The 15,276-nt window shown below is 59.4% G+C and carries 12 protein-coding genes; all 12 read left to right on the forward strand.

Annotated elements, in window-relative coordinates; genetic code table 11:
- The first annotated feature begins 23 nt into the window (after window positions 1-23).
- Window positions 24-1,160, forward strand: a complete 1,137-nt coding sequence (queG, locus tag EYC79_RS12490) for a tRNA epoxyqueuosine(34) reductase QueG (protein WP_245495273.1) — start codon at window positions 24-26, stop codon at window positions 1,158-1,160.
- Window positions 1,161-2,039, forward strand: coding sequence for an SDR family oxidoreductase (locus EYC79_RS12495; RefSeq protein ID WP_130978192.1), 879 nt, complete (start codon window positions 1,161-1,163; stop codon window positions 2,037-2,039).
- Window positions 2,040-2,419: 380 nt separating this feature from the next.
- Window positions 2,420-2,788 carry a septal ring lytic transglycosylase RlpA family protein gene (locus EYC79_RS12500; RefSeq protein WP_112359003.1) on the forward strand — a complete coding sequence of 123 codons (369 nt, stop codon included), beginning with the start codon at window positions 2,420-2,422 and terminating at the stop codon, window positions 2,786-2,788.
- 157 nt (window positions 2,789-2,945) lie between these two features.
- Entirely contained in the window at window positions 2,946-4,235 is a 1,290-nt protein-coding gene (locus EYC79_RS12505) for an RsmB/NOP family class I SAM-dependent RNA methyltransferase (RefSeq protein ID WP_130978193.1), read from the forward strand.
- A 156-nt stretch (window positions 4,236-4,391) separates the two neighbouring features.
- Window positions 4,392-5,669, forward strand: a complete 1,278-nt coding sequence (locus EYC79_RS12510; RefSeq protein WP_130978194.1) for an imelysin family protein — start codon at window positions 4,392-4,394, stop codon at window positions 5,667-5,669.
- 96 nt (window positions 5,670-5,765) lie between these two features.
- A complete protein-coding gene (locus tag EYC79_RS12515) occupies window positions 5,766-7,280 on the forward strand; it encodes a di-heme oxidoreductase family protein (protein ID WP_130978195.1) in 1,515 nt (504 codons plus the stop codon).
- Window positions 7,280-8,401 carry an imelysin family protein gene (locus EYC79_RS12520; protein WP_130978196.1) on the forward strand — a complete coding sequence of 374 codons (1,122 nt, stop codon included), beginning with the start codon at window positions 7,280-7,282 and terminating at the stop codon, window positions 8,399-8,401. The genes EYC79_RS12515 and EYC79_RS12520 overlap by 1 nt, the downstream gene beginning before the upstream one ends.
- A gap of 1 nt (window position 8,402) precedes the next feature.
- Window positions 8,403-9,494 carry a DUF1513 domain-containing protein gene (locus tag EYC79_RS12525; protein WP_130978197.1) on the forward strand — a complete coding sequence of 364 codons (1,092 nt, stop codon included), beginning with the start codon at window positions 8,403-8,405 and terminating at the stop codon, window positions 9,492-9,494.
- Window positions 9,495-9,544: 50 nt separating this feature from the next.
- Entirely contained in the window at window positions 9,545-10,000 is a 456-nt protein-coding gene (locus tag EYC79_RS12530) for a TspO/MBR family protein (RefSeq protein WP_062443797.1), read from the forward strand.
- Between the two features lie 224 nt (window positions 10,001-10,224).
- Entirely contained in the window at window positions 10,225-12,108 is a 1,884-nt protein-coding gene (locus tag EYC79_RS12535) for a sigma-54-dependent Fis family transcriptional regulator (protein WP_130978198.1), read from the forward strand.
- A 154-nt stretch (window positions 12,109-12,262) separates the two neighbouring features.
- A complete protein-coding gene (locus EYC79_RS12540; protein WP_113326110.1) occupies window positions 12,263-13,336 on the forward strand; it encodes a 2,3-butanediol dehydrogenase in 1,074 nt (357 codons plus the stop codon).
- A 115-nt stretch (window positions 13,337-13,451) separates the two neighbouring features.
- Window positions 13,452-15,254: an NAD(P)/FAD-dependent oxidoreductase gene (locus EYC79_RS12545; RefSeq protein WP_130978199.1), complete on the forward strand. Its 1,803-nt coding sequence runs from the start codon at window positions 13,452-13,454 to the stop codon at window positions 15,252-15,254.
- Window positions 15,255-15,276: the final 22 nt, after the last annotated feature.

A 15,276-nucleotide genomic window follows, 5' to 3' on the forward strand; every position in this document is an offset into this window, starting at 1 on the left:
GGAGAGAAGCAATCGACACGGTCTTGCAGAAGCAGGAGCTGCGCGCCCGCAAGCTGACGGATTTCGTCAAAGCGGAAGCAACGGCGCTTGGCTTCGACCTCTGTCGGATCACCTCACCGGACGCTATTCCGCTGGCGCCGGACCGATTGCGTGAATTTCTCGACAGTGGCTTCCACGGCACCATGGGCTGGATGGCGGAAACGCAGGAGCGGCGGGCCTCCCCCAAGACCCTGTGGGGCGATGTCCGCTCGATCGTGATGTTCGGCCTGAATTACGGACCGGATGAAGACCCGCGCACAATCCTTGAACAGCCGGACAAGGCCGCAATCTCCGTTTACGCCCGCAACCGCGATTATCATGACGTCATCAAAGGACGGCTAAAGGAGATTGCAACACGCTTTGCGGCGCGTGCCGAAGAGGACGTGAAGGTCTTCGTCGATACTGCGCCGGTGATGGAAAAGCCGCTGGCTGCCGCTGCCGGTCTTGGTTGGCAGGGCAAGCACACCAATCTCGTCAGCCGCTCCTTCGGCTCATGGCTCTTTCTCGGCAGCATGTTCACCACGGCCGAACTCTGTCTCGATGAGGCTGAGAGGGATCATTGCGGCTCCTGTCGCGCCTGCCTGGAGACATGCCCGACCAATGCCTTTCCGGCGCCCTACAAGCTCGATGCACGGCGCTGCATTTCCTATCTGACGATTGAGCATAAAGGGCCTATACCGCACGAATTCAGACCGATGATCGGCAACCGCATCTATGGCTGCGACGATTGTCTTGCTGCGTGCCCCTGGAACAAGTTCGCCGCCAGCGCATCGGAAATGAAGTTGCAGGCGCGAGAGGATCTCAAGGAACCCTCCATCGACTTTCTTCTTGGGCTCGATGACGCTGCATTCCGAACCTTCTTCAGCGGATCACCAGTCAAGCGGATTGGTCGCAATCGTTTCATCCGTAACGTTCTGATCGCGGCCGGCAATTCAAAGGATCAACGCTTGGTCGAACAGTGCAAGCGTCTGGCAAGTGATGCATCACCGGAGGTGCGCGGCATGGCCGTCTGGGCACTCTCACAGTTGATGGACAGCCATAGCTTCCATGCTTACGCTGCGGCGCACACGACCGAAGACGATTCGGATGTGCAGGAAGAGTGGCGTATCGCAGGAGCATAGATGTCGCAGCTGATGATTTTCGGTGCCGGATATTCCGGCAAAGCAATCGCCAAAAGTCTTCAGGACAGCATGGACCGGGTGTGTGGTACCACGCGAAGCGCGGACCAGGCCGACAGGCTGCAATCGCTCGGCATCACCCCCTTCATCTTCGATGGTGAAATGCTCAATGACGATTTGCGCGCGGCACTCTCAACCGTCACCCATCTCGTCCAATCGATTGCTCCTGGCAAGACGGGCGATCCATTGTTGCGCCTGTGCGGTGGGAATCTGCAATCGCTCATGCCGCAGCTGAAATGGGCTGCCTATCTCTCCACCGTCGGCGTTTACGGCAATCACGATGGCGCATGGGTCGATGAGGCAACGCCTTGCAAGCCCGTTTCGGCGCGCTCGCTGGAGCGCGTGGAGGCTGAGCAGGCGTGGATCAAAGCGGCGAACGACGCCTCGGTGCCGCTCTGTATTCTGCGTCTGTCGGGCATTTATGGACCGGGCCGCAACGGATTCATGAACCTGGAAAAGGGGACTGCCCGGCGCCTGATCAAGCAGGATCAAGTCTTTAATCGCATCCGCGTCGAGGACATCGGGGCAGTGAGCGCTTTCCTTGTGTCGCACAACGCCAACGGCATCTTCAACGTGACGGATGACGAGCCGGCACCACCGCAAGATGTCGTGACATTCGCCGCGGATCTGATGGCGATCGACCCTCCTCCCGAACAATCCTTCGAGACGGCGGAACTCAGCCCCATGGCCCGGTCCTTCTATGGCGAGAACAAAAGGGTCTCGAACGGCAAGCTCCGCCACATGGGCTTTTCGTTTCGCTACCCCGATTACCGCGGATCGCTGCGCCAATTGTGGGAAAGCGGCACCTGGAAAGATGAATGAACGTTCATCTTCAAAGGGTGAAAAATCCATCCAAGTGGCGTTTTGAGAATGTTTATCATCGTCAAATTTGTCTTTAACCTTTTATTAATGTGCAAATTTAGAGGATTTTTTCAGCTTTTAGAAAATTATTTCACTCGACTTTTGTGAAGTCATGACTCGGAGGCTGGTGCCGCAATCCTTTTGCGCTTGTGGTTTGATTCTAAAGAAATTTTTCCGAAACCATAGACGGCTATCTAAAATTGACTTTCACGCTATCGATCACGAATGTTACAGTCTGTAACAGTTCGTGATTGGAAGAAGGCAAGTTTTTGCCATTTTTCCGCGTCCCTAAACTCTCCGCAATTCATTCGGCGCGGGGCCGAGTATCAGGGAAGCACAGTTTGACGACTATCCGACGCATGACTATCGCGGCAGCAACTATTGCCGCCTGCTGTTTTATCGCTCCTCTTCAAGCCAGTGCCGCAAATGGTTGCGGCGGCGCATCTTGGTATGCTCTCACTTCCAAGACTGCTTCCGGCGAAAGGATGAATCCTTCCAATCTGACCGCAGCGCATCGCTCCTTGCGGTTCGGCACCAAGGTCAAGGTGACCAATGCACGCAATGGCAAAGCGGTTGTCGTTCGCATCAATGACCGTGGCCCGTTCATCAAGGGTCGTGTTCTCGACCTGTCCAAGGCTGCAGCCAAGAACCTCGGCATGGTTAGCTCCGGTACGGCGAAAGTCTGCTACGAGATCGTCGCCGCCAAGTAAGACTTGTTTTGCCGCATGTCGTTCTCGCGAGGCCGTTTAGGCGCTTGACGTGAACCATGCTTTGATTTCCGAAGCGCTTGTTCGGGAATTCCAGCCTAAGCCTTGCCCTCGCCGCCATTCGCGTCTACCAACCGGGCATCACAGAATGAGGTAGACAATGCGTTTGGGCGGGCGTTTGGCCGGAGCAATCGAAGTGTTGGCAGATATCGAGGCGCGCAGACGCCCGGTCGCCGACGCACTGAAAGACTGGGGACTGGCGCATCGTTTCGCTGGTTCCGGCGACAGGGCCGCCATCGGCAACATCGTCTACGATGCCCTTCGCATGAAACTGTCCCACGCATGGTTGATGGATGACGATAGCGCCACCGCGCTGGGCTACGCCGTCATGCTGCGCCAATGGGGCAAAACGCCTGAGCAACTGGCGCAAGAGTTCGATGGCGATAAGTTCGCACCCCCGCCTCTTTCCGAAGATTCAATCAACGCACTGAAAAGCCGCTCGCTGGCCGACGCGCCTCTGTACATCCAGGGCGATATTCCGGAATGGGTTCAGCCATCGCTTGTGGCGGCATTTGAAGACGACTGGCTCCGACAGGCAAAAGCACTGAATGAACGCCCGACGCTCGACCTTCGTGCCAACACGCTGAAGGCAAACCGCGACAAGGTGCTCAAGGCGCTGGAAGAGACCGGCGCCGTCGCGACCCGCATCGCGCGTCAAGGTATACGCATTCCAGCGGGCGAAGGTCCGTCGCGCCTACCCAACGTCACAGCCGAGCTTTCCTTCCAGAAGGGTTGGTTCGAGGTGCAGGACGAAGGCTCGCAGATCGTCGCCGATCTGGCAGGTGCCACGGAAGGTGAGCAGATCCTCGATTATTGCGCCGGTGGCGGTGGCAAGACGCTGGCCATGGCCGCGTCCATGAACAACAAGGGCCAGGTTCACGCATTCGATGCCGATCGCAAACGCTTGGCACCGATCATCGAGCGTCTGAAACGTGCCGGCACCCGAAACGTTCAGGTGCATGACAGGCCGGCCGGACTGAACGCGTTCCGCGACAAGTTCGACCGCGTTCTCGTGGACGCACCGTGCACGGGCACCGGCACATGGCGCAGGCGGCCCGACACAAAATGGCGCATCACGCAACGCAATCTTGAAGAGCGCGTCGGTCAACAGGCCGAAGCTCTGGATCAGGCAAAGGCCTTTGTGCGTCCGGGTGGTGAACTTCTCTATGTCACCTGCTCCGTGCTGCCGGAAGAAAACGAGCGTCAGGTTCGTCGCTTCTGCGCCAAAAACCCGGAATTCTCCATCACGTCGGCACTTGACCGGTGGACGAAGACGTTCGGACCGGCCGCTACCAGGCACCATTCCGCAGATGGTGAAACGGTAACTCTGACGCCAGCGACGACGGATACGGATGGCTTCTTCTTCTGCGCCATGACTCGCAAGGGCTAGAAAGGATTTCCTCATATAAACGCTGCTGCAAGGCAATAAGACCGTGTTAGTCCGTTTGTTGGAAATCTTCTAAACTAGAATATTTGACACCAGTTTATGATTGGTTCAGAACTCGCCTTCACAGCCTCGTTACCGCAGTGCTGGACAGGAGAGAGCATGTTTCGCAAAACCGTTCTGAGCGCCAGCATGGCGCTTTTCGCTGCATCGTCAGCCTTCACCGCGGCTCCCGCAAGAGCAGCGACCGATCCCGCCGCCGTGGTCAAGCATTATGCCGAGTTGGCTGAGGCGAAGTATCAGGATTCACTGACCACCGCACAAGCGCTGGACAAGGCGATCGACGCGCTGATTGCAGCGCCGAGTGACGCGACGTTGAAAGCTGCCCGCGAAGCATGGATCAAGGCGCGTGTTCCCTACCAGCAGTCTGAAGTCTATCGCTTCGGCAACCCGATCGTTGATGAGTGGGAAGGCAAGGTCAATGCATGGCCGCTCGATGAAGGCCTGATCGACTATGTCGATAGTTCCTACGGCACTGAGAGCGACGAGAACGAACTCTACACGGCCAACATCATCGCCAACAAGAAACTGACCGTTGGCGGAGAAGTGGTCGATGCATCCAAGATCACGCCCGAGCTGATCAGAAGCCTTGCAGAAGCCGGCGAAGTGGAAGCCAACGTCACCACGGGCTATCACGCGATCGAGTTTCTGCTGTGGGGTCAGGATTTGAACGGCACCGGCCCGGGAGCGGGCAACCGCCCCTACACCGACTACGACACGAAGAACTGCACGGGCGGCAATTGCGACCGCCGCGCCGATTATCTGAAAGCCGCCTCGACCCTGCTGGTCTCCGATCTGAAGGAAATGGCCGCGAACTGGGCGCCGGACGGCGAGGCGACGAAGAACGTCGAAGCCGATCCCAAGAAGGGCTTGTCCGCGATCCTCACCGGCATGGGCTCGCTGTCCTATGGCGAGCTTGCGGGCGAGCGCATGAAGCTTGGCCTGCTGCTGCACGATCCGGAAGAAGAGCATGATTGCTTCTCCGACAACACCTATAATTCGCATCTCAACGACGCGATAGGCATCGCTTCGGCCTATACCGGCGAATACACCCGCGCCGACGGCACCAAGATGACCGGACCTTCGCTCTCCGAACTCGTTGCCGCCAGCGACAAGAAGCTGGACGACGAGATGAAAGCGAAGCTCAACAAGACGCTCGATGCCATGCACGCGATGGAAAAGCGCGCCCAGACCGTTGAGGCCTACGACCAGATGATTGGCGAAGGCAACAAGGAGGGTAACGCCGTGGTGCAGGCCGCCATCGACGGGCTTCTCGACCAGACCAAGACGATCGAACGCGTGATTGCGGCTCTCGACCTCGGCAAGATCGAGCTTGAGGGGTCCCAGAGCCTCGACAATCCAAACGCCGTCTTCAAGTAAGATAGATTGATCCGAAAAATAGATGAGGCTGCCATCCAGGACGGCCTCATCACTTCGTTTCCATTTCTCCAAGCCGGGTCATCGTGAGCCGAGGACATGAAGCGCACTGATCTCGTTCGGCTTGTCACGCCCACCCTCGCCCTTCTCATATGCGGCCTGCCGTCACTGGCTGCCGATGCGACACGCCGTGACATCTCCCAAAGCGATCTCGATCGCGTTCGCGCCGTCACTAGGCCTACGACCGATTTCTCCAAGGCCGAGCCTTTCGAAGCCATGTCCGCCGGTGCGGCAACAACGAGGGTTGCGCCGGGCAATACGTCCTTCTCCCAACCCTCCGCCAACATCGCCCTGGAGCAGGACTTCAAGCTCGGCCATGCGCTGTTCCAGAAGCTGTGGGTGTCCTCACCTTCATCGACGCAGGCCTCCGATGGATTGGGGCCGCTCTATAACGCCCGCTCCTGTCAGACCTGTCATATCAATGACGGACGCGGGCGCCCGCCGCGTGAGGGCGAGGATGCCGTCTCGATGATCGCCCGCCTTGCACGCGCTCCACGCACGCCTGACGAGGACAAGCTTCTCCAGGATCATCGGGTCCTCAACTTTCCCGACGTGACCTACGGCGCGCAACTGCAAAACCTCGCCGTGCCGGGTTTGCAGGCGGAGGGCAAATTGACCGTTTCCTATGAGGAGCGGACGGTTACGCTTGGCGACGCCGAAATCGTGTCACTGCGCAAGCCGACCTATCGCGTCGATGGCTTGGTCGATGGACCTTTCGAAGCCACAACCTCCATCTCACCCCGGATTGCGCAACCGACGCTTGGCTTGGGCTTGATCGAAGCGATCGCTCAAGAAGACATTCTCGCCAACGCCGATCCTGAGGATAAAAACGGCGATGGATTTTCCGGCAAGCCCGCCTTCGTTCGCGACCATCGTTCAGGCACGTTGTCGCTCGGTCGTTTCGGCTGGAAAGCCCAGAACGTAACGGTGCGGGATCAGGCCGCGATGGCCTTTTCGCATGATCTGGGCATATCGACACCCGACTCGCCCAATGCCTATGGGGATTGCACGGAAAGGCAGACGGACTGTCTTGCCATGCCGACCGGCGTGCAAAAGCGGTTGGGCGACACCGAAGCACCCTCTCCTGTCCTCGATCTCGTGACGGTCTATACCGAAAACCTGAGCGTTCCTGCTCGACGCAATGTGGATGCCCCCGACGTTCTGCGCGGCAAACAAATGTTCTACGACAGCGGCTGCGCGACCTGTCACACGCCAAAATTTGTCACAAGACGAAACGCCGACGATCCCCTTCACTCTTTCCAACTGATCTGGCCCTATTCGGATTTTCTTCTGCATGACATGGGCGACGGTCTGGCGGATGGGCAGCAGGTTGGTGACGCGACAGGCAGGGAATGGCGCACGCAGCCGCTCTGGGGTATTGGCTTGACGGGCGCCGTCAACGGCAACGAATTCTACCTGCATGACGGGCGGGCCCGCAGCCCGACCGAAGCCATTCTCTGGCATGGGGGTGAGGCACAAAAAGCGCGCGACGCCTTTGCCGCCTTGCAAAAATCCGACCGGCAGGCATTGCTGACATTTCTGGAGTCTCTTTGATGGACATTTCGATGCGTAAACTTCTGGCAAGCCTGCCGCTGACGATCCTTCTCTTCATGGGTACGGCTAAGGCCCAGGATGTCGAATTGATGCCACCGCCGCCGCTCGACCCCGTCAAGGTGCGTGCGACGATGGAAAAGGCCGTCGACGGGTTTATCCGCCCTGGCTATGAGACGTTCCGAGACAAGGCACGCGCGCTGGAAAGCAAGATGCAGGCGCTCTGTGCCGATCCATCCGCCAGTAAGATGAACGATGCAAAGCAAGGTTTTGCCGATACGGTGGACGCCTGGTCGCATATCGAAATCGTCCGCGTCGGTCCGGTCACCGAACAGAACCGTTTCGAGCGCATTCTCTATTATCCAGACAAGAAGGGTCTGGGCTTGAAGCAGGTGCAGCGCTATCTCGCCGACAAGGATGAGAGCGTGACGACGGCAGAAGGATTGAAGACAAAGAGCGTCGCAGCACAGGGGCTCGGCGCTCTTGAATTCGTGCTCTACGGCACTGGCGCCGAGGCTTTGACTAGCCAGAAGAACGATTTCCGCTGCCGCTACGGCGCGGCGATCGCCGGCAATCTTGCCAATATCGGAAATGAACTGGTGACGATCTGGACGGCACCGGATGGGACAGCAAAGAACTGGAAAGAGCCGGGCCCGGACAACCCCGTCTTTCGCGATGAGCGGGAGGCACTCGTTGCCCTTCTCGGCGTGCTCGTTCATGCGTCTGAAGCGATCCGCGACCAGCGCGTCGAGACCTTCTACAAGGGGCCGGACAATGTGAAATTTCCGCGCACCGCTATCTACTGGCGCTCCGGTCTCACCTGGAAGAGCATCGGCGACAACATCGCCGCCGTCCAGGACCTGTTGCATACCGCCCATATTGGCGATCTCCTGCCACCGGATCAGCGCTCGATCATCGGCTCCATCGACTTCATCGCCAAATCCATGGTCCGCGTCTCCGGCACCATAAATCCCGATGTCGAAAAAGCCTTGGCTGACGACAAGGAGCGCGCCAAGGTCGACTACCTGCTGTTGAACGGCAAGGACCTGATCTACCGCATCAACGACCAGTATGGCGGCGCCATCGGTCTGAGCTCCGGTTTTTCGTTCTCGGACGGAGACTGACGTGGACAAGGACCGGCGGCTTCTTATCGACAGACGCAGCTTCATCAAGGCTGCCGGCGTCCCCTTTCTGGCTTCGCTTGCGCCGCGCTCGCTCTTCGCGCTCGAGCGCACCGACGCCGTCTTCGCCTCCGCCTTCCGCGGTCGCGACGGCGCCTATGGCGTGGCGACGCTCAGCGAGGCGGGAGAGATCATCGACAGGGTCGCCTTGCCGGCACGCGCGCATGGTATGGCTTTCAGCCCGGAGACGGGTATGACGGTCGCTTTCGCCCGCAGGCCGGGCACCTTCTTCGTCGCCTTCGATGCACGCGATCGTCGCGCTCCAGTGGTGATCAACACACCCGAGGGGCGGCACTTTTACGGTCATGGACAGTTTTCGCCGGATGGTACGATCCTCTATGCCAGCGAGAACGACTTCGACGGCAATCGTGGCGTCATCGGCCTTTACGATGCCCGCGACGGCTTCCGCCGCTTCGGCGAATATGACGCCCACGGGATCGGCACCCACGACATGACGGTGAGCGCCGACGGCGCGATGATCGTGATTGCCAATGGCGGTATCGAGACACACCCGGATTTTGGCCGCACCAAACTCAATATCGATCGCATGGAGCCCTCGCTGGTGCTTCTGGAGGCTGCGACCGGCAACCTGATCCAGAAACACACACTTCCGGAGCAGCTGAAACAGCTTTCCACCCGCCACGTCGATCTCGGTAATGACGGTCGGATCTGGTTCGCCTGCCAATATGAAGGACCGCGCAATGACCTGCCCCCACTGGCAGGCTATTTTTCCGAGGGCGACGATCTGCGTTTCGTTGACTTGCCCGATGAAACAACCGGCCGGCTAGCCAACTATGTCGGGGCCATCGCGGTCAACCGCGAGGCGGGTGTGGTCGGGTTGACGTCTCCCAACGGCAACGCCTTCGTAACGCTCGACGAGAAGCGCGGCACGGTGCTGACGCAGACCACATTGCGCGAAGCGGCAGGCGTCGCCGCATCGAACAGTGGCGTCATTGCCTCCTCCTATGACGGAGATTTTGCGGGCCGGATGAATGCTGTTTCATGGGACCAGCACATCGCACGCACCTCTCGCTAATTTGTTGAAATAGCGCGGGAACCAAAGCCTGTCGCCACCATTCATGCGGCATGAAGAACGCGCTCGTCGTCTATCTCGTTTTTATTGCTGTCGTCGTGACCTGTGGCGCGTTGATCGGCATCAACAACGTTCCCGGCGACTGGTACCAGTCCCTGAACAAGCCGCCATTCAATCCTCCCAACTGGATTTTCGGCCCCGTCTGGACGACGCTCTACGTGATGATCGCCATTGCTGGCGCGCGCACATGGTTGCGAAGCCGTATGGGCGGACGGATGCAGCTTTGGGGCAGCCAGATGCTGCTGAACTTCCTCTGGTCGCCGATGTTCTTCGGCATGCAGAGCCCGGCCGCGGGCCTGATCATCATCGTTCCGATGCTGATCTGCATCATCGCCTTCATCATTCTGACCTCCCGCCGCGACCGGCTGTCGATGTTGCTCTTCATCCCCTACGCGGCCTGGGTCGGCTTTGCCACGCTTCTGAATGCCAGCATTCTCTATTTGAACTAAAGCGCCGTGCGTCCTGCTGGACGCACAAAGGATGCCTGACCTTTTTGAATCGACACATTGTACTTTCCGAACATCGAGGCCGATTTTTGCAAAGCACGATGCTGTAGTCGCAAGTCTGCTCCGCTTCCGGCAACCATTGGGAGCACCGGAGTGGAAACCCAAACCGAAACTGGTTAAGCTCTCTGCGAGAGCCATGGGAGGCGGCGATCGAAAGCCGGCAGTCTATGAATGTTTCGGATCACATCAAAGAAATCGAGCATGTCGCAGATGGCAGGAACACCGGTCGCGATGCCGTCGTCCTGGAATCCTGGAGACGCTGCCTCGATACCTACCAGTTGGACCCGGCAAAAGCGCGGGAAGCGGTGATCGTTTCGGACACGCGGCTGCGCGAACATCGGCAGCGATCCGGAGATCTGGTGCACATTGCCCGTTCCGCCCTGGAAGCGCTCTACCGCCAGGTGGCGGAGCAGAATTACGTTCTCCTTCTCTCCGATCGGCAGGGCGTGACGGTGGAATTCCTGGGGGATCCCTCCTTCAACAACAATCTGCGCAAGGCAGGACTTTACCTCGGATCGGAGTGGTCCGAGCCCCGCGCTGGCACCTGCGCTGTAGGGGCCTGTATTGCGACGGGCGAAGCGCTGACCATTCACCAGACCGACCATTTCGATGTCACGCATACGCCGCTCTCCTGCACGGCCGCACCCATCTACGATACGCAAGGTGCTCTCGCGGCCGTGTTGGATATCTCGCTTCTGAGTTCTCCCATTCTCAAGACAAGCCAGAACATGGCCCGCCATCTCGTGTCTTCGACGGTCCGACGCATAGAACTGGCAAACCTGATGGCGAGCAGCCGACATGATCTCGTCCTGCGCTTTGCCAGCGCACCGGAGTTTCTGGATGTCGATCCAGAGGCGGCCCTTTCAGTCGATGGCGCCGGCCGGATCACGGGCATGACCCATGGCGCTGCCCGCTTCCTTGCCGCATCACGAGGTTTGGACTGGCGAAAGCCGGACGAACTTCTCGGACAGCGCGTCGAGGCGTTTTTCGAAGCTGACCTTGATGAGCTTGCTTCCCATACCCGCTCCAGCCTTCCGCAGGAAAGGCGGATCGTGGTGAAAGGCGGGACCATCCTTTACGCGCATGCAATCGAGCCGCAGCAGACCAGATCCACCGTGCCGCTCGCGAGGTCGAAACCTGAGGCGACGGTTTCCAGAATTGGCGAGAGCGGACCGGCGATCCAGAACCTCCAGCGGAAGGTGAAGAGGCTTGCACCTTCGAAACTCCCGATCCTGCTGCAGGGCGAGACCGGCACCGGCAAGGAGCATCTGGCGCGCATCATTCACGATTTAAGCGGGCTCTCCGGCCGCTTCGTCACGATCAATTGCGCAGCCATTCCCGAACAGCTGATCGAAAGCGAGTTGTTCGGCTATCTTCCAGGCGCCTTCACCGGCGCTTTGCCGAAGGGACGCAAAGGGCTCGTGGAGGAAGCGGATGGGGGCACGCTTTTCCTGGATGAGATTGGCGATATGCCGCTTGTCGCACAGAACCGGCTGCTGCGTGTTCTCGCCGAGGGAGAGGTTCTGCCGGTCGGCGGCTCGACCCCGCAGAAGGTTGATTTCAGGGTCATCTCCGCGTCGCACCGCCCTTTGAGGGACATGGTCCTTACCGGAGACTTCCGCGAGGACCTGTATTATCGGCTGAATACCGCCGTCATGACGTTGCCGCCGTTGAGAGAGCGGGAGGACTTTTTGTGGCTGCTTGAGAGGACCTTGGAGAAGCACAGCGTGCCGGGCCGCCTACTTTCTCTCTCCGACGCCGCGCGGTTGACGCTCGCGCATCATCGCTGGCCGGGCAATATTCGCGAACTGGACAATGCGATAGCCTTCGCGGCAGCGCTCTGCGACGACGGATTCATCACGGTGGACGATCTCCCAGAGCATCTGGTTTTCGCCTCGACAACGCCTGTGGCCGATGAACGGGAACTCGATCTCCGTACGCTGCTTGCCGCATGCGACGGCAATGTCTCCGAGGCGGCCAGAAGGCTTGGTATTGATCGCACCACGCTCCATCGTCGGATGCGCAGGCTCGGCATCGGCAAGCCTCACTGAGTGAGGCACGCGCCACAGCTGTAGCACCACAGCTGTGGCGGAATGCAAAACCGGCCTGTCGCGAAACCCCAGCAATCTCCGGCGTCTTAGCCTAGGAACGCGTCTGGCATGGGCATTGCACCTTCTCTGGCATCAGACGCCATGGAGGAAAAAAATGCGCGCCCTTAGATTTCATGCGGCCAAGGATCTGCGGATCGAGGATGTTCCAGATCCGAAACATCCCGGACCGGGCCAGGTGCTCGTCCGTAACCGCTTCGTCGGCATCTGCGGTACCGATCTCCACGAATACAGCTACGGTCCGATCTTCGTGCCCACCGAGCCGCACCCGTTCACCGGCGCGCATGGTCCGCAGATCCTCGGCCATGAATTCGGCGGTGTGGTCGAGGCCATCGGAGAGGGCGTGACCTCTGTGCGCGTCGGTGACCGCGTATCGATCCAGCCGCTGGTCATGCCGCGATCCGGCGATTACTTTGCCGATCGCGGTCTCTTCCATCTGAGCCCGCAACTGGCGCTCGTCGGACTGAGCTGGGACGGCGGCGGCATGGCCGAGGCAGCGCTGGTCAATGAATACAACGTCCAGAAAATTCCGGACGACATGACCGATGAGGAAGCAGCGCTGGTCGAACCGACGGCCGTTGCCGTCTATGCCTGCGACCGCGGTGGTGTAACCGCTGGTAACAGCGTCCTGGTGACGGGTGCCGGCCCGATCGGCATGCTGACGCTTCTCGCCGCCCGCGCCGCCGGTGCCGCACAGCTTTTCGTCTCCGATCTCAACGATGCGCGCCTCGAACTTGCTCGCAACGTCATCCCCGACGTGATCACCATCAACCCGAAGCGCGATCATGTCGGCGATGTGGTGCGCTCGGCCACCGAAGGGCTTGTCGGCTGCGATGTCGCGATCGAATGCGTCGGCAACGAACATGCACTCAAGGCCTGTGCCGATGCGGTACGCAAGCAGGGCGTCGTGGTCCAGACCGGCCTCCACCCCCACGAAAATCCGCTCGATTGGTTCCAGGTCACTTTCCGGGACCTGGAAATCAAGGGCTCCTGGGCCTACCCGACCCATTACTGGCCCCGCGTGATCCGTTTGATTGCCTCCGGGCTGTTACCCGCCACGAAGATCGTCACCAAGCGCATAACGCTCGATACCGCCGTGTCTGAGGGCTTCGATACCTTGCTGGACCCGGCCGGCACGCATCTGAAGATCCTCATCGATCTTTCCAAATAGCCCATCCCTGTCGCAACCCGGGAAGAGGAGCCCGGAATGCGGCAGGTCAATAGGCTGGCAAGGGGAGAGACCGCCGCTTGCCACGAGACCCAAGCAACCAATGGAGGAGATGAATATGCTTGACGTCAGTCCCGCCACCAAAATCGACACTGTTCTATCCAAGCTCGGCACAGCGCTTGAAGCTGGCGACATAGATGCTGCCATCCACCTGTTTCAGGCCGATTGCCACTGGCGCGATCTGGTGACCTTCACCTGGAACCTGAAGACGCTGGAAGGCCGCGAAGAGATCCGCGACATGCTGCAGAGCCAGCTTGCCGCAATTAAGCCTTCGGGCTTTGTGCAAGACGGTAAAGAGCCGGCCTCGGAAGGCGGTGGCGTCACCGAAGGCTGGTTTGAGTTCGAGACTGCGACAGCGCGTGGATACGGCCATATCCGCCTGAAGGACGGACTGATCTGGACCTTGCTGACCACGATGAGCGAGCTAAAGGGTCACGAAGAGCCGAAGGGCATGCGCCGTCCCATGGGCGCCGAGCACGGACACGACCGCAACCGCCGGACCTGGAAAGAAAAGCGCGAGGCCGAAGCCAGCGAACTCGGTTACTCCGAGCAGCCCTATGTCGTCATTATTGGCGGCGGCCAGGGTGGCATCGCGCTTGGTGCGCGCCTTCGTCAACTCGGCGTTCCGACGATCATCATCGAAAAGAACGAGCGGCCGGGCGACAGCTGGCGCAAGCGCTACAAGTCGCTCTGCCTGCACGATCCCGTCTGGTACGATCACCTCCCCTATATCCCCTTTCCGGAAAACTGGCCGGTCTTCACCCCCAAGGACAAGGTGGGCGATTGGCTGGAGATGTATACCAGGGTCATGGAGCTGAATTACTGGGGCTCAACGACGTGCAAATCTGCGCAGTATGACGAGGCCAAAGGCGAATGGACGGTTGTCGTAAACCGAGCCGGTGAGGACGTCGTGCTGCGGCCGAAACAGCTGGTCCTGGCAACCGGCATGTCGGGCAAGCCAAACGTGCCGAAAATTCAAGGGCAGGATATCTTCAAGGGTGAACAGCAGCACTCGTCGCAACATCCTGGCCCGGATGCATATGCGGACAAAAAGGTCGTGGTGATCGGCTCCAACAACTCGGCCCATGATATTTGCGCCGCCCTTTGGGAGGCCGGCGCAGACGTGACCATGCTGCAGCGGTCGTCCACCCACATCGTCAAATCGGACTCGCTGATGGAAATCGGTCTTGGCGATCTCTATTCCGAACGCGCGGTTGCGAGTGGGATGACGACGCGCAAGGCCGATCTCATCTTCGCCTCGCTCCCCTACAGGATCATGCATGAGTTCCAGATCCCGATTTACGACAGGATCCGCGAAAAGGATGCAGATTTCTACGCGGCACTGGAGAAAGCCGGCTTCATGCTGGACTTCGGCGACGACGAATCCGGTCTCTTCATGAAGTATCTGCGTCGCGGCTCCGGCTACTACATTGACGTCGGCGCGTGCGATCTGGTGATCGACGGCTCGATCAAGCTGAAATCCGGCGTGGATGTCTCGCATCTCACGGAAAATGCAGTGGTGTTGAAGGACGGCACCGAGCTGCCGGCGGATCTGGTGGTCTACGCAACCGGCTACGGCTCGATGAATGGCTGGGCCGCAGATCTTATCTCCCGCGAGGTGGCAGACAAGGTCGGCAAGTGCTGGGGTCTCGGCTCCAACACGACGAAGGACCCCGGCCCGTGGGAGGGGGAGCAACGCAACATGTGGAAACCGACCCAGCAACAGGCGCTGTGGTTTCATGGCGGCAACCTGCACCAGTCGCGCCACTACTCGCAATATCTGTCGCTTCAGCTGAAGGCGCGCCACGTCGGGCTTGAAACCCCGGTCTATGGTCTGCAACAGCCCCATCATCTGGCATGATGTGAAACTGGCCTCGATCCGT

The organism is Agrobacterium cavarae (genome assembly GCF_004310285.1).
Lineage (GTDB): Bacteria > Pseudomonadota > Alphaproteobacteria > Rhizobiales > Rhizobiaceae > Agrobacterium > Agrobacterium cavarae.